Source organism: Mycolicibacterium sp. P4_G11, assembly GCF_056555145.1.
This window is the reverse complement of the sequence record NZ_JBFUJW010000003.1, coordinates 60896-84362: the sequence shown is the minus strand read 5'-3', so window position 1 is coordinate 84362 and position 23467 is coordinate 60896. Positions and strand designations below refer to the sequence as shown.

Here is a 23467-nt window from a genome sequence, read left to right as displayed (position 1 = left end):
TACTGTCTACGCGAAGTAGCGGACATCGGGCCTTACCTGCGAAGAGTCAGGCCACGTCCGGTGCCACGTAACCATGACCCGGAGGTGAAGCGTGCGCAGTCGCGTAGCTCGGAATGCTCTTGCAGTCGGCAGTGCCGGTCTGATCGTGTTCGGTCTGGCGGGATGCAGCCAGTCCGAACCGAAGCAGAGCGGCGCCGCCGGCTCGAATCTCAAGATCGTGGAGCAGGTGCAGATCGACGAGAACGGCGCGGAGATCAAGGCCGCCGGGGGCGCGGCTCCCGCCGATCCCGCCGGCGACGGCAAGGCGACCTGCCCGCCGGTCTCCATCGCCATGGCTGGTGCCCTGAACGGTCCTGATGCCGCCCTCGGCATCAACATCAAGGACGGCGTGCAGCTCGCCATCGACAAGCACAACGCGGCCAACCCGGGTTGCCAGGTGACGCTCAAGACCTTCGATACCGAAGGCGACCCGCAGAAGGCGACGGGCATCGCGCCGCAGATCGTCGACGACAAGTTCACCATCGGCCTGGTCGGCCCGGCCTTCTCGGGCGAGACGAAAGCCACCGGCACCGTCTTCGACCAGGCCGGCCTGGTCGCCGCCACCGCCTCGGCCACCAACGTGACGCTGAGCGAGAACGGCTGGAAGACCTTCTTCCGCGGCCTGGCCAATGACGGCGTGCAGGGTCCGTCGGTCGCGAACTACCTGAAGAACACGCTCAAGAACAAGAAGGTCTGCGTCGTCGACGACAGCACCGACTACGGCCTGGGCCTGGCCACCGCCGTGCGCACCACGCTCGGACCGGTTGCCGATTCGGCGTGCAACATCTCGGTCAAGAAGGGCGACAAGGACTTCTCGGCCGCCGTCACCCAGATCAAGGGTGCGGCACCGGACGCGATCTTCTACAGCGGGTACTACGCCGAGGCGGCGACGTTCGCCCAGCAGCTCAAGGACGGTGGCGTGACCGCGACGTTCGCCAGCGCCGACGGCACCAAGGACCCCGAGTTCGTCAAGCAGGGCGGCGAGGCCACGAAGGGCGCCATCCTGTCCTGCCCGTGCGGCCCGGCGAGCAAGCAGTTCGCCGAGGAGTACACCAAGAAGTTCGGGCAGGAGCCCGGCACCTACAGCACCGAGGGCTACGACCTGGGCACCATCCTGGTCAAGGGCATCGACTCCGGTGCGGTCACCCGGCCCGCGCTGCTGGACTTCGTCACCAAGTACGAAGGCCAGGGTGTGGCCCGCAAGTACCAGTGGAACAACAAGGGTGAGCTGACCACCAACCTGATCTGGATCTACAAGGTCCAGTAGGAACCTGCAGACGACGACGCGTCCGGACCCCGTGCCGGGCGCGTCGTTCGTTCGCAGACAAGTCACCCACCGCGACAACCGAGGAGCCGCCACCCGATGACACCCGACTGCGTTGGCCACTACGTGTGCACCGCGGCCAACATCAATTTCAACGTCGACAACCTGTTGAACGGGTTCTGGCAGTTGACGATTGACGGGTTGTCGTGGGGTGCGATCTATGCCCTGGTTGCCGTCGGCTACACGCTGGTGTTCGGCGTGCTGCGACTCATCAACTTCGCGCACTCGGAAATCTTCATGTTCGGCATGTTCGGTGCGTACTTCGCGCTGCAGATCATCCTCGGCTTCAAGCCCAGCGGTAATGCCTACAGCCTGGGCGTCGGGTTGACGATCTGCTATCTGGGCATTGCCATGCTCGTCGCGATGCTGGTCTCCGGTGCCGCCGCCGTCGGGCTGGAGGTCGTGGCCTATCGGCCACTGCGCCGCCGCAATGCGCGCGGTTTGACGTTCCTCATCACCGCGATCGGGATGTCGTTCGTCCTGCAGGAGTTCGTGCACTTCGTGTTGCCGAAGATTCTCAAAGGATTCGGCGGCAGCAATGCGCAGCAGCCGATCATCCTGGTGCAGCCCAAGACTCAGTTCACGCTCTTCTCTGCGAACATCTCGAACGTCACCATCGTCATCGTGGTCGCTGCCGTCGTGCTGGCGTTGCTGACCGACATCGCGCTCAACCGCACCAAGTTCGGCCGCGGCATCCGGGCCGTCGCCCAGGACCCGGCGACCGCCACCCTCATGGGCGTATCGCGCGAGCGCATCATTCTCACCACGTTCCTCATCGGCGGCCTGCTGGCCGGCGCCGCCGCACTGCTCTTCACGTTGAAGGTGCCGCAGGGCATCATCTACTCGGGCGGATTCCTGCTGGGAATCAAGGCATTTTCGGCCGCGGTGCTCGGCGGCATCGGCAACCTGCGGGGCGCGCTGCTCGGCGGGTTGATCCTCGGCGTGATGGAGAACTACGGGCAGGCATTCTTCGGCACCCAATGGCGCGACGTGGTCGCCTTCGTGCTCCTGGTGCTGGTACTCCTGATCCGTCCCACCGGGATACTCGGTGAAAGTCTCGGGAAGGCACGAGCATGAGCGACGAGCGCACCAGCGGCCGGAGCCGGTACGTGCTGGCCCCCGGCGACCAGTTGCGCCAGTGGTGGGATCAGCAGAGCCGGCCCGCGAAATGGGTCTTCGGGCTGCTCGCGTTCACCGTGGTGGCGCTGCTGCCGCTGTACACGCCGCCGTTCCTCAACACCCCGGGCATCAGCTTCGGCGGCACCATGGCGCAGTTCGCGATGGTGGCGATCATCGCGATCGGTCTCAATGTGGTTGTGGGCCAAGCAGGATTGCTCGACCTCGGCTATGTCGGGTTCTACGCCGTCGGCGCCTACACCGTCGCGCTGCTGACCAGCCCGGACAGCCCGTGGAACCAGGTCGGGGTCGATGGGTTCCTCAACAAGGACTGGGCCTGGCTGGCCTGCGTACCGCTGGCCATGGCCGTCACCGCGTTGGCCGGTCTGGTGCTGGGCATCCCGACCCTGCGGCTACGCGGCGACTACCTCGCGATCGTTACGCTGGGATTCGGCGAGATCATCCGGCTCCTGGCCGACAACCTCTCCGACCTGACCAACGGTGCCCGCGGCCTCAACCAGATCGCCTATCCGCGGGTGGGGGAGACGGACCGGCTCCCCAACGGGGTGTTCTCCAGCGGCAACTCCGCCGGTCACGCCAACTACGGCACCTGGTGGTTCTGGCTCGGGCTGGTCCTCATGATCGGCATCCTGCTGCTCGTCGGCAACCTGGAGCGCAGTCGCGTGGGCCGGGCCTGGGTCGCCATCCGGGAGGACGAGGACGCCGCAGAAGTGATGGGCGTCAACACCTTCAAGTTCAAGCTCTGGGCGTTCGTCATCGGCGCGGGCATCGGTGGCTTGTCAGGCGCGTTGTATGCCGGCCAGGTGCAGTACGTCGCGCCGCCGACCTTCAACATCATCAACTCGATGCTGTTCCTGTGTGCGGTGGTGCTCGGCGGGCAGGGCAACAAGCTCGGCGTGATCATCGGCGCGTTCATCATCGTCTATCTGCCCAACCGGCTACTCGGCGTGCACCTGCTCGGCATCAACCTCGGTGACCTCAAATACCTGTTCTTCGGCCTGGCGCTGGTGGTACTGATGATCTTCCGTCCGCAGGGGCTGTTCCCGGTACGCCAGCAGCTGTTGGCGTACGGCAAGTCCGCGCGCAGGTTGTTGCGCAATGCCGACGATTCGAAGGCGGCAGCATGAGCGCCCCGATCGAGCCCGCACCCGACGAGGAACTTGCCGCACTGCACCGTGACGTGCAGGTCGCGGAGGGTGAAAAGCTCTTGGCGACAACTGATCTCACCGTCAAGTTCGGTGGACTCACCGCGCTCGATGCCGTGACGTTCGATATCCGGCGCGGCGAGATTCTCGGTCTCATCGGTCCCAACGGTGCCGGCAAGACGACCTGCTTCAACGCGATCACCGGCGTGTACCGGCCGTCGTCCGGTTCGGTGATGTTCGACGGCGCGCCGCTCGGCAAGATCAAGCGCCACGAGATCACGCGGCGTGGCATCGCTCGCACCTTCCAGAACATCCGGCTGTGGGGTGAGATGACCGCGCTGGAGAACGTCGTCGTCGGCACCGACGCCCGGCACAAGACATCGGTGCCCGGCGCGCTCCTGCGTTCGGCGCGGCACCGGCGGGAGGAGCGCGACGCGATCGAACGTGCCGCGGCGCTACTGCAATTCGTGGGCATCGCGCACCGCGGCGAGGAGAAGGCCAGGAACCTGTCCTACGGCGATCAGCGCCGACTGGAGATCGCGCGGGCCCTGGCCACCGAACCGAAACTGCTGTGCCTGGACGAGCCCGCCGCAGGCTTCAACCCGAGCGAGAAGTCCGCGCTGATCGAATTGATCCAGGCGATCCGGGACGACGGCTACACCGTGCTGCTGATCGAACACGACATGCGGCTGGTCATGGGCGTCACCGACCGCATCGTGGTGCTGGAGTTCGGGCGCAAGATCGCCGAAGGCCTACCGGCCGAGATTCGCGAGGACCCGAAGGTCATCGCCGCATACCTGGGGGTGCCCGATGACGAACTCTGACCAGGTCCTGCTGGAAGTCCGGGACGTCTCGGTGCATTACGGCAGAATCCAGGCGCTGCACGGGGTTTCGCTGCAGGTGCACCAGGGCGAGCTGGTCACCATGCTCGGCTCGAACGGCGCCGGCAAGACCACGATGATGCGCGCGCTGTCGGGGTTGTTGCCGTTGTCGGCGGGTTCGGTGTGGTTCGACGGCGAGGACATCTCGAAGATGAAGGCGCATCGTCGGGTGACCGCCGGACTGATCCAGGCACCGGAGGGACGCGGCATCTTCCCGGGCATGACGATCATCGAGAACCTCGAAATGGGCTGCTACGGGCGCAAGTTCGCTTCGAAGGCCGAGTATCGCGAGCGGCTCGACTGGGTGCTGGAGACATTCCCGCGGCTGGCCGAGCGGCGTTCGCAAGCCGGCGGGACCCTCTCTGGTGGGGAGCAGCAGATGCTGGCCATCGGCCGGGCGCTGATGGCGCGGCCGCGGGTGCTGCTGCTCGACGAGCCGTCGATGGGCTTGGCGCCCAAGGTGATCTCGCAGATCTTCCACATCATCTCCGAGATCAATTCCCAGGGCACCACGGTGCTGCTGGTCGAGCAGAACGCCCAGCAGGCGCTGAGCCGTTCGGACCGGGCCTACATCCTGGAGACCGGGCGGATCACCCGGGAGGGCGTGGCCCGCGAGCTGCTGTCGGACAACAGCATTCGTGCGGCCTACCTGGGTGTGGCCTGACCGCTCGATAGGTGGCCGTGTGCGGCCCGGCTCCTACGTCGAGAGTGTGGGCTGCCGAGGCGACACGCCGGGTGGGTCCGCGCCGAGCCACACTCTCGGTGTAGGGACCTAGCGCAAATGTCGCTGGATCCGGTCGTAGATGTCGTCGCTGAATGCCGCAAACGTGACGTCGGTGACGGTGCCGCCGGCTGCGGCGACCGTATCGATGGCAATCACGATGGCATCGTCCAACGGCCAGCCGTAGATGCCCGCACTGATCAACGGGAAGGCCACGCTGCGCGCGCCTAGTTCGTCGGCGACTTCGATGCAGCGGCGGTAGCAGGACCGCAACAACTCCGGATCACGTTGGCCCGCTCTGAAGTTCGGCCCGACGGTGTGGATCACCCAACGGGCCGGAAGCGCTCCGGCGGTCGTCCAGCCGGCGTCACCGGTGGCCAGACCGTTGGGGAAGCGGTCGATGCAGTCCCGCAGCACGGCCGGGCCGCCGGCCCGGTGAATCGCACCGTCCACACCACCGCCGCCACGCATGGCGTTATTGGCGGCATTGACGATCGCATCGACATCCTGCTCGGTGATATCGCCGAGGACTGCGGTCATGCGGGGCATGACAGCAGTATCCCCGCGCTACTCGTCGATCCGGAACCTCTTGATCCGGGCCGCGGCGCCGGACACCAACTCCACCCGCGACTTCGGCACCCCGAAATGCTCGGCGAGCACCCGGATCACCGCGGTGTTGGCCTTGCCGTCCACGGCCTGCTCACGGACGTAGACAACCAAGGTGCCGTCGTCGTCGGTCTCGACCAACGGCCCCTTGCGACTGCCTGGCTTGACGCGGACCGAAATCATCACTGGCCCAGCGTGCAGAAAATCCCGAGGAATCGGAAATTCCTCGGGATTTTCGTCACGTTCGGCGGCCCGGAAAACTAGCGCGCGACGATCACCGACGAACCGTGGCCGAACAGGCCCTGGTTCGCGGTCACGCCCACGCGGGCGCCTTCGACCTGACGGCCGGTGGCCTGGCCCTTCAGCTGCCAGGTCAGCTCACACACCTGCGCGATGGCCTGGGCCGGGATGGCCTCACCGAAGCACGCCAGACCACCCGATGCGTTGACCGGAACCCGGCCGCCGATGGTGGTGGCACCGGAGCGCAGCAGCTGCTCGCCCTCGCCCTTGGCGCACAGGCCAAGGTGCTCGTACCAGTCGAGCTCGAGAGCGGTCGACAGGTCGTAGACCTCCGCGAGGTTGACGTCGTCGGGGCCGATGCCGGCCTCGGCGTACGCCGCATCGAGGATCTGGTCCTTGAACACCCGGTCCGGTCCGGCGATGGCCGCGGTGGAATCCGTTGCGATGTCCGGCAATTCGGGCAGGTGCTGCGGGTACTGCGGCGTGACGGTGCTGATCGCGCGCACCGACGGCACGCCGTCGAGCGAGCCGAGGTGCTTGCGCGCGAATTCGGCGCTGGCCACGATCAGCGCGGCGGCGCCGTCCGAGGTGGCGCAGATGTCCAGCTGCCGCAGCGGGTCGGAGACGACCGGGCTGGCCAGCACGTCCTCGACCGAAGCCTCCTTGTGGTAGCGGGCATTCGGGTTGTTCAGACCGTGCTTGGAGTTCTTCACCTTGATCTGGGCGAAGTCCTCGGACGTGGCGCCGTACAGGTCCATGCGGCGGCGGGCCAGCAGGGCGAAATACACCGGGTTCATGGCGCCCAGCAGGTGGAAGCGCTGCCAGTCGGGGTCGTTCTTGCGCTCGCCACCGACCGGGGCGAAGGCGCCCTTGGGTGTGGTGTCGGCGCCGATGACCAGCGCGACGTCGCAGAAGCCGGCCAGGATGTGCGCGCGGGCGCTTTGCAGGGCCTGCGAACCACTGGCACACGCGGCATACGACGACGAGACCGGCACGCCGTTCCAGCCCAGCTTCTGGGCGAACGTCGAACCGGCGATGAAGCCCGGGTAGCCGTTGCGGATGGTGTCGGCACCGGCGACCAGCTGGATCTGACGCCAGTCCAGGCCGGCCTCGGCCAGTGCGGCGCGGGCGGCGACGACGCCGTATTCGGTGAAGTCGCGGCCCCACTTGCCCCACGGGTGCATGCCCGCACCGAGGATGTACAAGGGCTCAGGGGTGCTCATTTGGCGATCTCCCAGGCGTAGGTGGTGCGCTCGACACCGTCGGCGTCCGTGTACAGCGGCATGGTGGTCAGCTCCATCTCCATGCCGACCTTGAGGTCCGCGGCGAGCGTGCCCTCGACGACCTTGCCCAGCACGATGAGGCCTTCGGCCTCCAGCTGGACGGCGGCGATGGCGAACGGTTCGAACGGATCGGACGCCGGGTACGGCGCCGGCGGGGGATACCGGTTCTCGGTGTAGCTCCACACCGTGCCGCGGCGCGACAACGCGACGGGCTCAAGCACGTCACTGTCGCAAGCCGGGCTGGGGCAGTTGTTGGCGCGGGGCGGGAAGACATATGTCCCGCACTGCGGGCACTTGGCCCCGATGAGGTGCGGCGCACCGCTCTCGTCGGTGTCCCACCAACCTTCGATTGCCGGCTGACTCCCGGCGTCCGTCACTCCTGGCACCAGCTCAGAGTAACCGGCGATCGGAAGAAACTGAAACGTGTTGCAGTTCTGTCCCGGACACCGGGAAAGCATCTTGAATCGCTTGAAGTGTACGAAACGGTTTCGTACACTTTGACCATGGTGCGAGGAGCTGAGCGGGAACAGGCAGTGCTGGCCGCGACGGCCGAGTTGCTCGTCGAGCGGGGTTACGCGGCATTGACCACCGATGCGGTGGCCGTGCGAGCCGGCGCCAGCAAGGCGACCATCTATCGCCGCTGGCCCAACAAGGCTCAACTGGTCCGCGCGACACTCGACGCTGCGGACGCCGCCCGGAACGCGTCGATGCCGGATACCGGGGCGCTGCGCAGTGACCTGTTCGCGGTCATGGAGGCAATCGCCGCGAATGTCGCCGACCCATTGACGCGGGTGACGGCCGAACTCGCGACGCTCATGCGCCACGACGAACAACTCGCGGAGGCCATCCGCCAGCATCTCGACAAGGAAGAACTCTCGCCCTTCCATGACGCGCTGCAGCGCGCCATCGCGCGGGGGGACATCGCGGCCGACACCGACGTCGAGCTGGTCCACGATGTGGCCGAGGCGATGATCCTGCGGCAGATGCATCTCGACCGACCTGTCGACGCCGCTTTCAGCGCGCGGCTCATCGATGACGTGCTGCTGCCACTGCTGGGCGGTGCGCGATGACCGTGGTGATCGCCGGCGCGGGCCCGACGGGATTGACCCTCGCCATCGAACTGGCCCGGCGTGGCGTCGCGTGCCGGGTGCTGGACCGGGCGCCGACGCTGTTCCCGGGTTCGCGCGGCAAGGGGCTGCAGCCGCGCACGCTCGAGGTGTTCGACGACCTTGGTGTGATCGGCGCTGTGCTCGCGGCCGGTGAGGCCTTTCCTCCCATGCGGCTGTACCGCGGCGCAGAGGTCGTCTGGACCAAGCCGATCTACGAGTTGCTGGGTCTGCCCGAACTCGCGGCCGCCCCGGCGGTGCCGTATCCGTTCACCTGGTTGATCCCGCAGTGGCGCACCGACCAGATCCTGGCAGCGCGGTTCGCTGAACTCGGCGGGATCATCGAATTCGGCACCGCGGTAACAGGTTTCGAGCAAGATGATGACGGTGTGACCGTGTGCATCGACCGAGGGCCCATCCGTGCCGACTACCTCGTCGGCGCCGACGGCGGTCGCAGCACGGTGCGCAAGGTGTCCGGCGTCGAGTTCCTCGGTGGTGCGCTGACCGAAGAACGCATCATCGTCGGCGACGTCCGGGCCACCGGGCTAGACAGCCGGTGCTGTCACCTACTCACCGGCGACGGCGACCAGTCCAAGCGGTTCTCGTTGTGGAACCTGCCTGGCACCGAGCACTACCAACTGGTGGTCACCATGGCGCCGGGCGAGGACCCGCCCGCACTGACCCTGACCGGCATGCAGGAACTACTCGACGAGCGTTCGGGGCGACGAGACGTGGTGCTGTCGGACCTGCGGTGGATCTCGGAGTACCGCGTGAATCTGCTGATGGCGCAACAGTTCCGGATGGGCCGGGTGCTGCTGGCCGGCGACGCCGCCCACGTCCATTCGCCGGCCGGGGGACAGGGCGTCAACACCGGGGTACAGGACGCCTACAACCTCGGCTGGAAGTTGGCTGCGGTGCTGGCCGGCGCGCCCGACGAACTGTTGGACAGCTACGCGGCCGAACGGATGCCGGTCGCGGCGAACGTGCTGCAGCTCAGTGGTGCGCTGCATCGTCAGGGTTTCGGTTCGACCGGACCGGCGCCGTCGGCGATCCATCAGTTGGACATCAGTTACCGGGGCGGCCCGCTTGCGAGCGACGGACACGGGCCGGGCGCGCTACAGGCCGGCGACCGGGCGCCCGACGGGCTGTTGTCGGACGGTCGCCGATTGTTCGACGTGTTCCGCGGGCCGCACTGGACCGTGCTCGAATTCGGTGGAGCGGCAGTCGATTTCGGTGTCCCGCAGCTACGTCTGGCGCCGGGCGCTGATTACGACGTGCCCGCCGGCTCGTACGTGCTGGTACGGCCGGACGGGCACATCGCGGCGATCACCGACCGGCCGGAGCTGATCCGCGAACAGCTGGACCGCTTCGCGTGCTTGTCGCGGTCTCGGTCCGGTATTGCGTGGTGACCCGTGCCAGTTCCGTCGAGGTTCGCGCCGCTCCCGCGACGTGCATCTCTCGATTGGCGGCGATCACGTCAGCGGTCTCGGTGCGCCGCGCCTGCTCGTAGCTGCGCAGCCCGGCGAGGCCGTGGGTCGCCAGTTCGTCGGCGAGCACGCGTGCGTCCACGATCGACTGCGACGCACCGTTGGCCCCGACGGGGTACATCGGGTGAGCGGCGTCGCCGAGCAGTGTCACCAGCCCGTCGCCCCAGTGTGGCAACGGGTCCTTGTCGACCATGGGGTAACTGAACATCGCCGGGCTGTGGCCGATCAGCGCGTCGATGTCGAGCCAGTCGAGGTCCCAGCCGGACACGTGCGGCAAGACGTCGTTCGCCGTCGCGGGCGCGTTCCACTTTGCGTCGCCCTGCAGTGGGCCGGGCTGCCCGGTGGGCACCTGCAGCACCCAGTTCACCTGGCCGCCGCCGATGGGATAGGCGATGAGATCAACGCCGTTGTCGGCCTTGATGATTGCCATGGTGTGCCCGTCCAGGAACGGCGTGATGTCGCTGGCCCCGCGGTACATCGTGATGCCCGATGACAGCAACGGGTCGGAGCCCGGATGCAGCTCCGCGCGCACCACTGAATTGATGCCGTCGGCGCCGATCAGTGCGGCACCGGCGACCGGGCCGGCCGTCGTTTCCGTGACGACGCCGTCGGCGCGCTGCCGGAATCCGGTGATCCCGCTGCCGGTGTGCACCGCGCCGTCGCCGAGGCGTTCGCGCACCGCGGCAAGCAGCATCATCTGCAGCCGGCCGCGGTGTACCGACAGCTGCGGGTAGGCGTCGCCCGCCGCGAGCCCCCGCGGTTCGGTGAACAGCAGGTCGCCGCGGTGGCTGTAGAAGCGGATCGACGACGGCGCCACGGCCATCGCGTTCAACTGGTCGCCCAGGCCGAGCGCGGTGAGTTCGCGCACCGCGTGCGGCAGCAGGTTGATCCCGACACCGAGCGGCTGCAGGTCGTGCGCACGCTCGAGAACGAGCGCGTCGAATCCCCGGGCGTGCAGGGTCAGGGCTGTGGTGAGTCCGCCGATACCGGCGCCGGCGATGAGTAGCTGTGTCATGAGTCCAGCCTCGGCGCGACAGAACTATAAGTCCAATACCGATCAAGTCCACAAACTATAATCATCAGTTATGGAACTACGGCAGCTTGAGTACTTCGTCGCGGTTGCCGAGGAAGCCAACTTCACGCGGGCCGCCGAACGCGTCCACGTCGCGCAGCCCGCGGTCAGTGCGCAGATCGCCAAGCTGGAGCGCGAGCTGGGGGAGTCGTTGTTCGATCGCGCTCGACGTGAGGTTCAGCTGACCGCGGCGGGGCAGGCAGTGTTGCCGCACGCGCGGGCGGCCCTGGCCGCGGCCGCCGATGCGCGCACGGCGGTGGCCGAACTCAGCGACCTCGTGCGGGGGTCCGTGACCATCGGCACGGTCACCGCGCACGACGTCGACATGCCGAGCCTGCTGGCTCAGTTCCACGAGGCGCACCCGCACGTCGACATCACGCTCGGCACCGCCAATTCGGACGCGCTGATCGAGGGCATCCGCACCGGGCAGTTGGACGTGGCCATCGTGTCGGTCGGCGCCGACCTGCCGTCCGGGCTCGCGGCTGTGGTGGTCACCGACCAGCCGATCGTGGCTGCGGTCGCGCTCGATGATCCGTGGCACGGTCGCCGGACCCTGCGGCTGGAGGACCTGGCCGGCCGCGCCGTCATCGCGCTGCCTGTCGGCGCCGGGATCCGGAACCAGTTCGACCGGGCCTGCGCGGACGTCGGCGTCGACGTGCACGTCGCGTTCGAGGCGAGCACCCCGCATGCCCTGGCCGACCTCGCCGCGCGGGGTTTGGGGGTGGCGGTGTTGCCGCAATCGATGGTGCGGTCACGCACCGATCTGCACCTCATCACGCTGATGCCGGCGCTGCGCGGGCGGCTGGTGTTCGCGTGGCGGGCCGGTGGGCCGATGAGCCCCGCGGCCCGCGAGCTGGTGAACATGGCGCGGCGGTTACTGGCTGTCGGTGCGGCTGAATAGAGTTAGGGCCGTGAGCCCCACCGCAACGGACGCCCCGCCCACCACCAAGCCAACGTTGATGCTGCTGGACGGCAATTCACTGGCGTTCCGGGCGTTCTACGCGCTGCCCGCCGAGAACTTCAAGACCCAGGGCGGGCTGACCACCAACGCGGTCTACGGCTTCACCGCCATGCTCATCAACCTGCTGCGCGACGAGAAGCCGTCACACGTCGCCGCCGCGTTCGACGTGTCCCGCAAGACCTTCCGTAAAGAGAAGTACCCGGAGTACAAGGAGGGGCGTGCCGCCACTCCCGACGAGTTCCGCGGCCAGATCGACATCACCAAAGAGGTGCTGGGGGCGCTCGGCATCGTGGTGCTGGCCGAGGAGGGTTTCGAGGCCGACGACCTGATCGCCACGCTGGCCACCCAGGCCCAGGCGGAGGACTTCCGGGTGCTGGTCGTCACCGGCGACCGCGACTCGCTGCAGCTCGTCAGCGACGACGTCACGGTGCTGTACCCCAAGAAGGGCGTCAGCGACCTGCACCGCTTCACCCCGGACGCGGTCGTCGAGAAGTACGGGCTCACCCCGACGCAGTACCCGGATTTCGCGGCCCTGCGCGGCGACCCGAGCGACAACCTGCCCGGCATCCCCGGCGTCGGCGAGAAGACCGCGGCCAAATGGATCAACCAGTACGGCTCGCTGCAGGCTCTGGTCGACCATGTCGACGAGGTCAAAGGCAAGGTCGGCGACTCGCTGCGCGCCAACCTCTCCAACGTCATCCTCAATCGCGAGCTGACCGACCTGGTCAAGGACGTACCGCTGCCGCACACCCCGGAGGGGCTGCGGGTGCAGCCCTGGGACCGCGACCGCATCCACCAACTGTTCGACGACCTGGAATTCCGGGTCCTGCGTGACCGGTTGTTCGAGACCCTGTCGCCGGTGGAGCCCGAGGTCGAACTCGGCTTCGACGTGCGCGGCGGCCTGCTCGAGCCGGGCACCCTGGCGGCGTGGCTCGCCGAGCACAGCAACGGCAGCCGCTTCGGCATGGCCGTCAACGGCACGCACAAGGCGTTCGATGCGGATGCCACCGCGGTCGCCATCGTGTCGGCCAGCGGTGAAGGCGTCTACATCGACACCGCGCGCCTGGACGCCGAGGACGAAGCCGCGCTGGCGTCCTGGCTCGCCGACCCCGGCCCGCCGAAGGCACTGCACGAGGCCAAGCTGGCGTGGCATGACCTGCTGGGCCGCGGCTGGCAGCTCGCCGGCGTCACCTCCGACACCGCGCTGGCCGCCTACCTGGTCCGCCCCGGGCAGCGCAGCTTCGCCCTCGACGACCTGTCGGTCCGCTACCTGGGCCGGGAACTGCGCGCGGAAGGCAAAGAACAGCAACAGCTTTCGCTGCTCGATGACCCCGATGAGGTGGACGACGAGGCCATCCAGGCCCTGATCATCCGGGCCGCGGCCGTCGGCGATCTGGCCGACGCGCTGGATGTGGAACTGGCCCGGATCGACTCGCTGGCGCTGCTCGGCCAGATGGAGCTGCCGGTGCAGCGGGCGCTCGCCGAGATGGAAGACGCCGGCATCGCCGTCGACATCGAACTGCTCGGCCGTCTGCAGAGCCAGTTCGCCGACCAGATCCGTGACGCCGCCGAGGCGGCCTATGCGGCAATCGGTGAGCAGATCAACCTGGGCTCGCCCAAGCAGCTCCAGGTGGTGCTGTTCGACAAGCTCGAGATGCCGAAGACCAAGCGCACCAAGACCGGCTACACCACGGATGCCGATGCGCTGCAATCACTTCTGGACAAGACCGGGCATCCGTTCCTGCAGCATCTGCTGGCGCACCGCGACGCCACCCGGCTCAAGGTCACCGTCGACGGGCTGCTGAACGCGGTGGCTTCCGACGGCCGGATTCACACCACCTTCAACCAGACCATCGCGGCCACCGGCCGGTTGTCGTCGACCGAGCCGAACCTGCAGAACATCCCGATCCGCACCGAGGCCGGCCGGCAGATTCGCGAAGCCTTCGTCGTGGGCAAGGGCTTCACCGAGCTCATGACGGCCGACTACAGCCAGATCGAGATGCGCATCATGGCGCATCTGTCACAAGACGAAGGCCTCATTGAAGCTTTTAATACCGGCGAGGACCTGCACACCTTCGTCGCGTCGCGGGCTTTCGGCGTGCCGAGCGAAGAGGTGACCGCGGAGCTGCGCCGGCGGGTCAAGGCCATGTCGTACGGCCTGGCCTACGGGTTGTCGGCCTACGGACTGGCATCGCAGCTGAAGATCTCGACCGAAGAAGCCAAGCAGCAGATGGACCAGTACTTCGACCGGTTCGGCGGGGTGCGCGACTACCTGCACTCCGTCGTCGAACAGGCCCGCAAGGATGGGTACACCTCGACGGTGCTCGGACGCAGGCGCTACCTGCCCGAACTCGACAGCAGCAACCGCAACGTCCGCGAGGCCGCCGAGCGGGCCGCACTCAACGCACCTATCCAGGGCAGCGCCGCCGACATCATCAAGGTCGCGATGATCAACGTCGACAGCGCCATGAAGGCCGCCGGGCTGAAGTCGCGGGTCCTGCTGCAGGTGCACGACGAGTTGCTGTTCGAAGTGGCCGATGGCGAGCGGGACACGCTCGAGGCCCTGGTGCGCGAACAGATGGGCAGCGCTTACCCACTGGACGTGCCACTCGAGGTGTCGGTCGGTTACGGCACCAGCTGGGATGCTGCCGCTCACTAGCGGCGTCCCTCGTACGCTAGCGCCGTGGCGTCGGAGAAACGTGGTCGTGGTCGGCCGGTCGGCTCGCGCGTCGACCCCGACGAGCGCCGGGCCGTACTGCTCGACGCGGCCGAACGCATCATCCGCAGCGACGGACCAGGGGTCGGTCTCTCGGAGATCGCCGCTGAAGCCGGGTTCGTCCGCTCCGCGGTCTATGCCATGTATCCGCACCGTGGTGCGCTGCTGGCGGCGCTGGGTGAGCGGACCGCCCACCGGCTGCTCGGTGAGATCACCCGCCGCGCCGCGGGCTCGACCGACCTGCGGCAGCGGATGGCGCTGTTCTTCGACGTCATCTGCGGCTGGATCGCCGACGAACCGAACCTGAACCGCGCGCTGAACAGTGATCCGGCGACAAGTGTTTTCGAGCAATTGGCGGTCGCGGTCGAGTACATGCTGGCGTCGTCCTCCGACTCGCCGGCCGGGCGCGCGGCCGCCGCGCCGTGGTCGCGGGCGATCGTGGGGTCTGCGGTGACGGCCGCGGAATGGTGGTGCCGCGCCGGCACGATGTCGCGCCCGGAGCTTGTCGAACACCTCACCGCACTGTGCTGGGACGGTGGGGCCGCGCTGCCTTTCGTGGCCGCCGACATCACGACCATTGACGGCGGACGCCAATAAAGACACACTGTCTTTTATGGTCGCAGCGGACATGGAAATCACCGCATCGCGGTATTGGGATGACATCGACGGGGAGTTCGACCTTCCCGTCACGGAGATCACCGGGGCGCTACCAACCGAGCTGATCGGCACGCTGTACCGCAACGGCGCCGGCCGGTGGAACATCGGATCGGAACGGATCGAGAGCATCTTCGACACCGACGGCATGGTGAGCGCATTCGTGTTGGACGGCAAGGGCGTTCGCTTTCGCAACAAGTTCGTTCGCACCCGGCACTACCAGCGGTCGCTCGAGGCCGGGCGGCCCACTGGTCGCGGGATGGCCTATCAACGTCCGGGTGGATTGCGCGCCAACGCCTTTCGGCTGCCGACCAACACCGCCAACACCAACGTGATGATCAACGCCGACCGGCTGCTGGCGTTGTGGGAGGGTGGCCGACCGCACGAGCTGGATCTCGACACCCTCGAGACCATCGGCATGTGCGATCTCGGCGGGGCACTGAAAGGTCCGGTCGCCGCGTACTCGGCGCATTACACCTACGACCCGGTGTCCGACACCAAGGTGAACTTCGGTTTCGACCCGTACTTTCCACGCCTCGACCTGCGTGGCGTGCTGCGCGGACCGGGACGCAGCCGCCGGCTGCGCGAGCTGGCCTCCGAGCTGGTGCCGCGCCCGCGCCTGCGGCTCTACGAAACCGATGCGCGCGGGGTCACCCGATACCAGCGGGCCGTGCGGCTGCCGGGTCTGGGACTGGTCCACGACATGGCGCTGACCCAGCGCTACGCCGTCTTCGTGGTCTCGCCGTTGCGGATCAACCCGCTGGCGCTCACCGGGTACGCATCGTTCTGGGACTCCATGCATTTCGACGCCGACCAGCCGGCGTATTTCGTGCTGGCGCCGCGCGACGGCGGGCCCGTGCGCACAGTTGCGGCCGAGCCGTTCTTTCACTGGCACTTCACCAATGCCCACGACGACGGCGACGATGTCGTCGTCGAACTACCCCGATTCGCACCGCATTCCTTCGCGGGCATGAAGAACTACACCGCCCACATTCGTTCCGACGGTGCGCAACTCGCCGCCGGTGGACCGGATCCCGTTGTGCTCACCCGTTTCCGGATCAGTGGATCGGGGCGGGTTCGCAGCGAGCCGCTGGCCGATTTCGGGTGCGAGTTCCCGCAGATCGATCAGCGGCGCTCGACGCTGAAACAGCGCTACTCCTATGTCGTGCTGCAGGATCCCAGCCGCTTCGGCGGGCAGGGCATTGCCCGCATCGACCATCAGACCGGGGCCGACCAGATCTACTGTCCTGACGGAAACATGTTGGTGGAGCCCGCATTTGTCCCGCGCTCCGGCAGTACGGGCGAGGACGACGGCTGGGTGCTCACCGTCGGGTACCAGGAGTCCGGGCATCGCAGCCGGCTGATGATTTTCGACGCCGCGAGAATCGCCGACGGCCCGATCGCCGAGGCGTGGCTACCGTTCCATGTGCCGATGAGCTACCACGGGACATTCACCTCTCGAGTGGCCCGCTAGGCGTCGGCGGCCAGGCCCAGACCCAGCGCGACGAGGATCGCGCCCATGGCGCGTTCGATGCGCTGACGGATGTGGGTGCGGCTCAGGACGTTTCGGGCCCGATCCGCGGCGAGGACGATGCCGACGCACCACGACGTGTCGATGACCAGCTGGATGGCGGCGAGCACCAGCAGCGTCGGCAACACCGGGCCGCTGGTCGGCAGGAACTGGGGGAGCACCACGATGCCGAAGGCCGCGGCCTTCGGGTTGGCCGCGATGGACACCAGCGCCGCGCGGAATGCCGCGGCCGGGGTCCGTCCGCGCGGTGGCAGGGCCACCGCCATGTCGGTGGGGTGCTTCGCGCTGCGCCACGCACTGATGCCGAGCCAGATCATGATCGCGGCCCCGACGACGTGTAGCGCCATCGACAGCCAGTGGTTGGCCGTCAGCAGGATCGACAGTCCGCCGCCACCGGCCAGCGTCCACCCGCAGATGCCGATCTCATTGCCCACGACGGCCGCGAGGCCGGCCTTGCGGCCGTCGCGCACCGAGCGGTGCAGGAACAGCGCCGTCGCCGGTCCGGGCAGCGCGGCCAGGATCACCGACGCGACGAGGAACGCCGGCAGGACGTCGAGAAGATGCGCGAGCATACAAGAAGTATCGCTGACCCGCGCAAACGGTTAAGTCAGACCGCCCGGTAGTTGGCCAACCACTGCAGCACCGGAGCTTGCGCCCGGGTGGCGGTCAACCAGTACGCCTCCTCGGCGTGCAGCTGATAGGTCCGCTGGTCGGCCAGGCCCCGGTCGATGCGGTCCCGCACGAACGCCAAGTCGACGACCTGTACGGCGAATTCCTTCACCGATTTCCCGGCCGCGGCGCCGCCGAACCGTGCTGCGGCGGCGATCGCACCCTTGCGGGTGCGCATCGAGCCGAGCCACGTCGCCTCGTTCGGGGTGATCAGGCCGGAGGCGACGAGCCCGGGCAGCTTCTCGGCGACCACCCGCTGTTCGCGGCGGCGGCCCAGCACTCCGGTGACGATGGCCAACGTGAAGATCGGCACCATCCAGAACAGGTAGACCGCGAAATAGGCCCCGGCGCCGACGACGGTCGAGCCGTTCCACAACATGTGCATGACCACCGCGGCGAGGTAGCCGAGTCCGATGTACAGCACCTTCGCGCCGGCGCCGCGGTGCTGCAGCGCGAGGTACACGCCGATGCCGGTCATGCTGGTGAACAGCGGATGCGCGAAGGGACCCATGATCAGCCGCAGCGCGGCGGTGAGCAGCGAATGCGAGATCGTCTCGCCCATCGCGATGTAGAAGATGTTCTCCAGCCACGCGAAGCCCGCGGCCACGAAACCGGCGTAGACCAGGCAGTCGGTCAGCGAGTTGAGTTCGTTGCGGCGCCGGCCGGTCATCATCAGCAGCAGGAACACACCCTTGGCGGCCTCTTCGATGACCGGCGCGCCGATGGCCATCGCCGCGAAGCCGTCCTTGCCGAGCAGCGGCGTGGACAGCGTCTCCAGCAGCACCGAGATGACGACGCTGATCGAGGCGCCCCAGACGAACGCGAAGATCAGCAGCCGCGGTGGCTCAGGCTCCCACCGGTCGAACCACAGGTAGGTCAGCAGCACCACGGCCGTCGCGATGCTGGCCAGCACGAAGCCGATGGTCATGCCGATCGGGTTGGTGAGGGTGGTCAGGATCAGGAGGCAACCGACGAGCACACCGAGTCCGATGATCACGCCGAGCGGCGCACCGACCTTGCGGATTCGCCGCGGCATCGGCGCCAGATACGGGTACGGCGGCGGTACGGGCGACGGGGCGGGATACACGACACGCAGGATATCGGCCCGGAACGACATTCCCCTGCAGCGGAGTAGACCGCGTTTGGCCTGCGTCTACAGGTCTAGTACCCTCAACAAGTACCTGTGTCCACATGGGCTACGGGTGCGTGTGAAACGTCCGGCGGTAACGCCGCGACGCGTCATGACACACAAACCATTCTGTCCCTACGATTCAACCTGTCCGGAGCCACCCAACACATGCCAAGTCCCTCCATCACCTCGCCGCAAGTAGCCATCAACGACATTGGCTCGGCCGAGGACTTTCTCGCCGCTATCGACAAGACCATCAAGTACTTCAACGATGGCGACATCGTCGAAGGGACCATCGTCAAGGTGGACCGCGATGAGGTTCTGCTCGACATCGGCTACAAGACCGAAGGTGTCATTCCTTCTCGCGAACTTTCCATCAAGCACGACGTCGACCCCAACGAGGTCGTTTCCGTGGGCGATGAGGTCGAAGCCCTCGTTCTCACCAAGGAGGACAAGGAAGGCCGCCTGATCCTGTCCAAGAAGCGGGCTCAGTACGAGCGCGCCTGGGGCACCATCGAGGAGCTCAAGGAGAAGGACGAGGCCGTCAAGGGCACCGTCATCGAGGTCGTCAAGGGCGGCCTGATCCTCGACATCGGCCTGCGCGGCTTCCTGCCCGCATCGCTCGTCGAGATGCGCCGTGTCCGCGATCTGCAGCCGTACATCGGCAAGGAGATCGAGGCCAAGATCATCGAGCTCGACAAGAACCGCAACAACGTGGTCCTGTCGCGTCGTGCCTGGCTGGAGCAGACGCAGTCCGAGGTCCGCAGCGAGTTCCTCAACCAGCTCACCAAGGGTGCCATCCGCAAGGGTGTCGTGTCCTCGATCGTCAACTTCGGCGCGTTCGTCGACCTGGGCGGCGTGGACGGCCTGGTGCACGTCTCGGAGCTGTCCTGGAAGCACATCGATCACCCGTCCGAGGTGGTTCAGGTGGGCGACGAGGTCACCGTCGAGGTGCTCGACGTCGACATGGACCGCGAGCGGGTTTCGCTGTCGCTCAAGGCGACTCAGGAAGACCCGTGGCGCCACTTCGCCCGCACCCACGCGATCGGCCAGATCGTCCCGGGCAAGGTCACCAAGCTGGTGCCGTTCGGTGCGTTCGTCCGCGTCGAAGAGGGCATCGAGGGCCTGGTGCACATCTCGGAGCTGTCCGAGCGCCACGTCGAGGTCCCGGACCAGGTGGTCCAGGTCGGCGACGACGCGATGGTCAAGGTCATCGACATCGACCTGGAGCGTCGCCGCATCTCGCTGAGCCTCAAGCAGGCCAACGAGGACTACACCGAGGAGTTCGACCCGTCGAAGTACGGCATGGCCGACAGCTACGACGAGCAGGGCAACTACATCTTCCCCGAGGGCTTCGACGCCGACAGCAACGAATGGCTGGAAGGCTTCGAGAAGCAGCGTGACGAGTGGGAGGCCCGGTACGCCGAGGCCGAGCGTCGCCACAAGATGCACACCGCCCAGATGGAGAAGTTCGCCGCGGCCGACGCCGAGGCAGCTGCCCGTCCGGCGACCAGCGGTTCGTCCTCGCGTTCCGAGGAGTCGACCGGTGGCACCCTGGCCAGCGACGCCCAGCTGGCGGCGCTGCGCGAGAAGCTCGCCGGCAACGCCTAAGTAGTTCAACAACAAATGCCCCGGCCCTTGGGTCGGGGCATTTGTTGTTTGTGCGACAACCGGATACATGCGCACATCGCCAATTGACAATCATTTTCAATAGCTGTTTGACTCGTCGCCATGTTGGCGAAACGAGCTCTGGCAGCACTATCCCTGACGCTGTTGGCCGCAGGCTGTGCCACGGCGACGGAGCCGACGGCGCAGTCACCTCAGGCCGGCCGGTCCACCGAACGTGCCAGCGCCACTCCGCGCCTGGCACTCAGCTATGACGGCGGTGTGCTCGTGCTCGACGCAGCCACCCTGCAGCAGGCCGCCGATATCCCGATGGACGGCTTTGTTCGGTTGAACTCGGCCGCCAACGGCAGACACGTCCTGGTCTCCCGGTCCGACGGATTCGCGGTCCTCGACATGGGCACCTGGACCGACCAGCACGGCGATCACCGGCACTATTACACCGCCGGTCCGCGGCTCACCGACATCCGATTCGGCGGCTCCGAACCTGGCCATGTGGTGGCCCACGATGGCCGGCTGACGTTGTTCACCGACAGCACCGGTGCGGTCGACGTCGTCGATCCCGACCGGCTGCTCGATGGCGATGGCGATGGCGATGCGCACCATGCCACTACCGCCACGGCGCATCACGGTGTCGCGGTAGCGCGCGCGGACGGCAGCATCGTGCTGAGTGTTGGCGACGAGAAAACCCGTTCCGGCGCACAGATTCTCGATGCCGACGGGCACCGGGTCGCGATCAGCGATCAATGCCCAGGTCTGCACGGGGAGGCCGCTGCCGCCGACGGCAGCCTCCTCTTCGGCTGTCAGGACGGCGTTCTCCTGGTGCGCGGCAACGACATCCGTAAGGTCGCGAGCCCGGATCCGTACGGGCGGATCGGCAACCAGGCCGGTAGTGACACCTCATCGGTGATCCTCGGGGACTACAAGACCGACCCGAAGGCCGTGCTGGAACGCCCGCGCCGGTTCACCCTCACCGATACCGCCACGGGCGCCATCACGGTGGTGCCGATCGACACCAGCTACAGTTTCCGGTCCCTGGACCGCGGACCGAAGGGTGAGGCGATCATCCTCGGCACCGACGGGTTCCTTCATGTTTTCGACCCGGTCAGCGCACGGCGCACCGCGCACATCAAGGTTGTGGGCCCCTGGACCGAGCCCGACGAATGGCAGTCGCCGATGCCGAATCTGCATATTCAGGACGGTATTGCGTACGTCAGTGATCCGGCGGCGCGGCGACTGGTCGCGGTGAACCTGACCGATGGCCGGACGGTGGCGGAGGCAACGCTGCCGCACCCGACGGTCGAGCTGACCGGCGTCGCCGGCTGAGTCCGCGCCTGACAGACTGTCCCGGTGCTTCGTATCGGACTGAGCGGCGGCATCGGCGCCGGAAAATCCACTGTGTCATCGACCTTCGCGGCCGCCGGCGGCATCATCGTCGACGGCGACGTCATCGCCCGTGAGGTGGTGGAGCCCGGCACCGAGGGCCTGGCCGCCCTGGTCGAGGCGTTCGGCGAGGACATCCTGTTGCCTGATGGTTCGCTGAACCGGCCGGCGCTGGCCGCGGTGGCGTTCAGTGACGAGGAGAAGCGCAAGACCCTCAATGGCATCGTGCACCCCCTCGTCGGCAAGCGCCGTGCCGAGCTCATCGACGCCGCTCCGGTGGGTTCTGTTGTGGTGGAAGACATTCCGCTGCTCGTCGAGTCGCAGATGGCGCCACTGTTCCCGTTGGTCGTGATGGTGCACGCCGAGGAAGATGTGCGCGTCGCGCGACTGATCGAGTACCGCGGCTTCTCAGAGGACGACGCCCGCGCCCGGATCGCAGCGCAGGCGACCATCGAACAGCGGCAGGCGGTGGCGGACGTCTGGCTGGACAACCACGGCAGCGCCGAGGAACTGGCGGCCAAGGCCCGTGAGCTGTGGGAGCAGCGGATCGTTCCGTTCGCGCGCAACGTGCAGTCCGGGGTCCCGGCCACCGTCGCCCCGGCGGTGGTGCCGTATGACGAGACGTGGCCCGAGCAGGCCCGCCGGATCGTGGCCCGGCTGAGCACCACATGCGGCCATCGGGCGGTGCGGATCGATCACATCGGGTCGACGGCGGTGCCGGACCTGGACGCCAAGGACGTCATCGACATCCAGGTGACCGTGAAGTCGCTGGAGGTGGCCGACGAGCTCACCGACCTACTGTTGACGGCCGGCTACCCGCGGAACGCGGACATCACCGATGACGTCGCGAAGGACGACGCCCGCAGCACCGTCGCCGAATTCGATCATTCCGATGACAAGGCCCTTTGGCAGAAGCGTTTTCACGCCTCGGCCGATCCCGGCCGACCGACGAACGTGCACATCCGGGTCGACGGTTGGCCCGGGCAACAGTTCGCGTTGCTGTTCCCGGCGTGGATCGCCGCCAATCCGGACGAGCGCCTCGAGTACCTCGCCCTCAAGCACGATGCGATGGCCGCCGCGCCGGCCACCAGCGGGGAGTATGCCGACGCCAAGGAGCCCTGGCTCGCCGGCGCGTACCGACGGGCCTGGGCCTGGGCTGACGAAACCGGTTGGCGCCCTTAGTGCGTGGCCGATGCGGGTGCTGCCGGTGCCGGTGTCGCGGGCGTGCCCGGCAGTTCGGCGCTGTACTGCTGGCTGGGATCGAAGTCGGTCACGGAACCACAGCTGAGCACCCCGTAACCGGGGTCCTGGCGCTGAGGTGTCAGACGCGGGGCGACGAACTGGTCGGCCTGGGCCACGATCTCGTCGTCGACCAGGATCTCGCAGTGCAGGCTGGCTGAGTACGGCCACTGGATCGACACCTGCATACCGGCGTTCGCCGGGGAGTTGAGGACAGCGGACGCCTCGAACATCTCGCCGGGAAGCAGTGACGGCGTCGCCGAATTGAGCTGGGTGTCGGTGAGCCGGTAGGTCACCAGCGTGCCGCGGGACACCCCGTCGATCCGGGCCCGATAGGTGACGTTGTGGGGCCCCGGGCTGGGCGGTGCGGTGTCGCCGGCCGGAACCGCCGGTGCGGGCGGGGCAGGGGGCGCAGGGTCGGCGGCCGACGTCGCGGCGAAAAACAGGGGGGTGCTCGTGACCACTGCGGTGGCGCACGCCAGCGATGCCGCGGCCATCCGTCCGCGCCTGATCGATGTCAT

At 67.3% G+C, this 23467-nt stretch carries 22 protein-coding genes; 14 read left to right on the top strand and 8 right to left on the bottom strand.

All coding sequences use genetic code 11. The features are described from left to right. The first annotated feature begins 91 nt into the window (after positions 1–91). The 5 genes from AC1U2B_RS06395 (at position 92) to AC1U2B_RS06375 (ending at position 5190) form a co-directional block, all read left to right on the top strand. Positions 92–1306: a branched-chain amino acid ABC transporter substrate-binding protein gene (locus AC1U2B_RS06395; protein WP_260942112.1), complete on the top strand. Its 1215-nt coding sequence runs from the start codon at positions 92–94 to the stop codon at positions 1304–1306. A gap of 96 nt (positions 1307–1402) precedes the next feature. Next, positions 1403–2440, top strand: coding sequence for a branched-chain amino acid ABC transporter permease (locus AC1U2B_RS06390; protein WP_043398377.1), 1038 nt, complete (start codon positions 1403–1405; stop codon positions 2438–2440). Then, positions 2437–3627, top strand: a complete 1191-nt coding sequence (locus tag AC1U2B_RS06385; protein ID WP_480216125.1) for a branched-chain amino acid ABC transporter permease — start codon at positions 2437–2439, stop codon at positions 3625–3627. Before AC1U2B_RS06390 ends, AC1U2B_RS06385 begins: the two co-directional genes overlap by 4 nt. Beyond that, on the top strand, positions 3624–4469 hold the full coding sequence (locus tag AC1U2B_RS06380) for an ABC transporter ATP-binding protein (protein ID WP_480216124.1): 846 nt from the start codon (positions 3624–3626) through the stop codon (positions 4467–4469). The genes AC1U2B_RS06385 and AC1U2B_RS06380 overlap by 4 nt, the downstream gene beginning before the upstream one ends. Next, positions 4456–5190, top strand: coding sequence for an ABC transporter ATP-binding protein (locus AC1U2B_RS06375; RefSeq protein WP_480216123.1), 735 nt, complete (start codon positions 4456–4458; stop codon positions 5188–5190). The genes AC1U2B_RS06380 and AC1U2B_RS06375 overlap by 14 nt, the downstream gene beginning before the upstream one ends. Positions 5191–5298: 108 nt before the next feature. Here AC1U2B_RS06375 and AC1U2B_RS06370 read toward each other — a convergent pair whose 3' ends face one another. From AC1U2B_RS06370 to AC1U2B_RS06355, 4 genes are all read right to left on the bottom strand, one after another. Next, entirely contained in the window at positions 5299–5796 is a 498-nt protein-coding gene (locus AC1U2B_RS06370; protein ID WP_480216122.1) for an O-acetyl-ADP-ribose deacetylase, read from the bottom strand. An 18-nt stretch (positions 5797–5814) separates the two neighbouring features. Next, positions 5815–6036: a DUF167 domain-containing protein gene (locus AC1U2B_RS06365; RefSeq protein WP_480216586.1), complete on the bottom strand. Its 222-nt coding sequence runs from the start codon at positions 6034–6036 to the stop codon at positions 5815–5817. Positions 6037–6113: 77 nt separating this feature from the next. After that, on the bottom strand, positions 6114–7316 hold the full coding sequence (locus AC1U2B_RS06360) for a lipid-transfer protein (protein ID WP_480216121.1): 1203 nt from the start codon (positions 7314–7316) through the stop codon (positions 6114–6116). After that, positions 7313–7762 (bottom strand): Zn-ribbon domain-containing OB-fold protein, encoded by a 450-nt coding sequence (locus AC1U2B_RS06355; RefSeq protein WP_043398549.1) that lies wholly within the window; start codon positions 7760–7762, stop codon positions 7313–7315. Before AC1U2B_RS06355 ends, AC1U2B_RS06360 begins: the two co-directional genes overlap by 4 nt. Positions 7763–7879: 117 nt before the next feature. Here AC1U2B_RS06355 and AC1U2B_RS06350 point away from each other — a divergent pair, with 117 nt between their 5' ends. Beyond that, on the top strand, positions 7880–8446 hold the full coding sequence (locus tag AC1U2B_RS06350) for a TetR/AcrR family transcriptional regulator (RefSeq protein ID WP_480216120.1): 567 nt from the start codon (positions 7880–7882) through the stop codon (positions 8444–8446). After that, positions 8443–9891: an FAD-dependent monooxygenase gene (locus AC1U2B_RS06345; protein ID WP_480216119.1), complete on the top strand. Its 1449-nt coding sequence runs from the start codon at positions 8443–8445 to the stop codon at positions 9889–9891. The genes AC1U2B_RS06350 and AC1U2B_RS06345 overlap by 4 nt, the downstream gene beginning before the upstream one ends. On the opposite strand, the gene AC1U2B_RS06340 is transcribed toward AC1U2B_RS06345, so the two are convergent. Further along, the gene (locus AC1U2B_RS06340; protein ID WP_480216118.1) at positions 9809–10984 is read right to left on the bottom strand and encodes an FAD-dependent monooxygenase; all 1176 of its coding nucleotides are present in this window, start codon (positions 10982–10984) and stop codon (positions 9809–9811) included. The genes AC1U2B_RS06345 and AC1U2B_RS06340 overlap by 83 nt on opposite strands. A gap of 70 nt (positions 10985–11054) precedes the next feature. On the opposite strand from AC1U2B_RS06340, the gene AC1U2B_RS06335 reads away from it, so the two are divergent. Genes AC1U2B_RS06335 through AC1U2B_RS06320 form a run of 4 tightly spaced genes read left to right on the top strand, consistent with a single transcriptional unit; the run spans position 11055 to position 16846 of the window. Further along, positions 11055–11942, top strand: a complete 888-nt coding sequence (locus tag AC1U2B_RS06335; RefSeq protein ID WP_480216117.1) for a LysR family transcriptional regulator — start codon at positions 11055–11057, stop codon at positions 11940–11942. A 58-nt stretch (positions 11943–12000) separates the two neighbouring features. Continuing rightward, a complete protein-coding gene (gene polA, locus AC1U2B_RS06330; protein WP_480216585.1) occupies positions 12001–14661 on the top strand; it encodes a DNA polymerase I in 2661 nt (886 codons plus the stop codon). A 24-nt stretch (positions 14662–14685) separates the two neighbouring features. Continuing rightward, positions 14686–15315: a TetR family transcriptional regulator gene (locus AC1U2B_RS06325; RefSeq protein ID WP_418001486.1), complete on the top strand. Its 630-nt coding sequence runs from the start codon at positions 14686–14688 to the stop codon at positions 15313–15315. A gap of 16 nt (positions 15316–15331) precedes the next feature. Further along, the gene (locus AC1U2B_RS06320; protein WP_480216116.1) at positions 15332–16846 is read left to right on the top strand and encodes a carotenoid oxygenase family protein; all 1515 of its coding nucleotides are present in this window, start codon (positions 15332–15334) and stop codon (positions 16844–16846) included. Here the strand turns inward: AC1U2B_RS06320 and AC1U2B_RS06315 are convergent. Together AC1U2B_RS06315 and AC1U2B_RS06310 are read right to left on the bottom strand one after the other, a co-directional pair. After that, positions 16843–17475: a LysE family translocator gene (locus AC1U2B_RS06315; RefSeq protein ID WP_480216115.1), complete on the bottom strand. Its 633-nt coding sequence runs from the start codon at positions 17473–17475 to the stop codon at positions 16843–16845. The genes AC1U2B_RS06320 and AC1U2B_RS06315 overlap by 4 nt on opposite strands. 35 nt (positions 17476–17510) lie before the next feature. Then, positions 17511–18689, bottom strand: coding sequence for a PrsW family intramembrane metalloprotease (locus AC1U2B_RS06310; RefSeq protein WP_480216114.1), 1179 nt, complete (start codon positions 18687–18689; stop codon positions 17511–17513). Between the two features lie 180 nt (positions 18690–18869). On the opposite strand from AC1U2B_RS06310, the gene rpsA reads away from it, so the two are divergent. The 3 genes from rpsA (at position 18870) to coaE (ending at position 22889) form a co-directional block, all read left to right on the top strand. Beyond that, positions 18870–20312: a 30S ribosomal protein S1 gene (rpsA, locus tag AC1U2B_RS06305; protein WP_043399456.1), complete on the top strand. Its 1443-nt coding sequence runs from the start codon at positions 18870–18872 to the stop codon at positions 20310–20312. A 120-nt stretch (positions 20313–20432) separates the two neighbouring features. Next, complete coding sequence (gene aztD / locus AC1U2B_RS06300) at positions 20433–21650, top strand: zinc metallochaperone AztD (RefSeq protein WP_480216113.1); 1218 nt, start codon at positions 20433–20435, stop codon at positions 21648–21650. Between the two features lie 24 nt (positions 21651–21674). Next, the gene (coaE, locus tag AC1U2B_RS06295) at positions 21675–22889 is read left to right on the top strand and encodes a dephospho-CoA kinase (protein WP_480216112.1); all 1215 of its coding nucleotides are present in this window, start codon (positions 21675–21677) and stop codon (positions 22887–22889) included. Here coaE and AC1U2B_RS06290 read toward each other — a convergent pair. Then, positions 22886–23467: a hypothetical protein gene (locus AC1U2B_RS06290; RefSeq protein ID WP_480216111.1), complete on the bottom strand. Its 582-nt coding sequence runs from the start codon at positions 23465–23467 to the stop codon at positions 22886–22888. The genes coaE and AC1U2B_RS06290 overlap by 4 nt on opposite strands.

Bases quoted from the DNA above. Each gene is read 5' to 3' on its own strand.
- AC1U2B_RS06385 (WP_480216125.1), top strand. From the start codon at position 2,437: ATGAGCGACGAGCGCACCAGCGGCCGGAGCCGGTACGTGCTGGCCCCC.
- aztD (WP_480216113.1), top strand. From the start codon at position 20,433: ATGTTGGCGAAACGAGCTCTGGCAGCACTATCCCTGACGCTGTTGGCC.
- AC1U2B_RS06335 (WP_480216117.1), top strand. From the start codon at position 11,055: ATGGAACTACGGCAGCTTGAGTACTTCGTCGCGGTTGCCGAGGAAGCC.
- AC1U2B_RS06310 (WP_480216114.1), bottom strand. From the start codon at position 18,689: ATGTCGTTCCGGGCCGATATCCTGCGTGTCGTGTATCCCGCCCCGTCG.
- AC1U2B_RS06320 (WP_480216116.1), top strand. From the start codon at position 15,332: ATGGTCGCAGCGGACATGGAAATCACCGCATCGCGGTATTGGGATGAC.
- polA (WP_480216585.1), top strand. From the start codon at position 12,001: ATGCTGCTGGACGGCAATTCACTGGCGTTCCGGGCGTTCTACGCGCTG.
- rpsA (WP_043399456.1), top strand. From the start codon at position 18,870: ATGCCAAGTCCCTCCATCACCTCGCCGCAAGTAGCCATCAACGACATT.
- AC1U2B_RS06345 (WP_480216119.1), top strand. From the start codon at position 8,443: ATGACCGTGGTGATCGCCGGCGCGGGCCCGACGGGATTGACCCTCGCC.
- AC1U2B_RS06375 (WP_480216123.1), top strand. From the start codon at position 4,456: ATGACGAACTCTGACCAGGTCCTGCTGGAAGTCCGGGACGTCTCGGTG.
- AC1U2B_RS06350 (WP_480216120.1), top strand. From the start codon at position 7,880: ATGGTGCGAGGAGCTGAGCGGGAACAGGCAGTGCTGGCCGCGACGGCC.
- AC1U2B_RS06370 (WP_480216122.1), bottom strand. From the start codon at position 5,796: ATGCCCCGCATGACCGCAGTCCTCGGCGATATCACCGAGCAGGATGTC.
- AC1U2B_RS06340 (WP_480216118.1), bottom strand. From the start codon at position 10,984: ATGACACAGCTACTCATCGCCGGCGCCGGTATCGGCGGACTCACCACA.
- AC1U2B_RS06315 (WP_480216115.1), bottom strand. From the start codon at position 17,475: ATGCTCGCGCATCTTCTCGACGTCCTGCCGGCGTTCCTCGTCGCGTCG.
- AC1U2B_RS06390 (WP_043398377.1), top strand. From the start codon at position 1,403: ATGACACCCGACTGCGTTGGCCACTACGTGTGCACCGCGGCCAACATC.
- AC1U2B_RS06365 (WP_480216586.1), bottom strand. From the start codon at position 6,036: ATGATTTCGGTCCGCGTCAAGCCAGGCAGTCGCAAGGGGCCGTTGGTC.
- AC1U2B_RS06290 (WP_480216111.1), bottom strand. From the start codon at position 23,467: ATGACATCGATCAGGCGCGGACGGATGGCCGCGGCATCGCTGGCGTGC.
- AC1U2B_RS06360 (WP_480216121.1), bottom strand. From the start codon at position 7,316: ATGAGCACCCCTGAGCCCTTGTACATCCTCGGTGCGGGCATGCACCCG.
- AC1U2B_RS06380 (WP_480216124.1), top strand. From the start codon at position 3,624: ATGAGCGCCCCGATCGAGCCCGCACCCGACGAGGAACTTGCCGCACTG.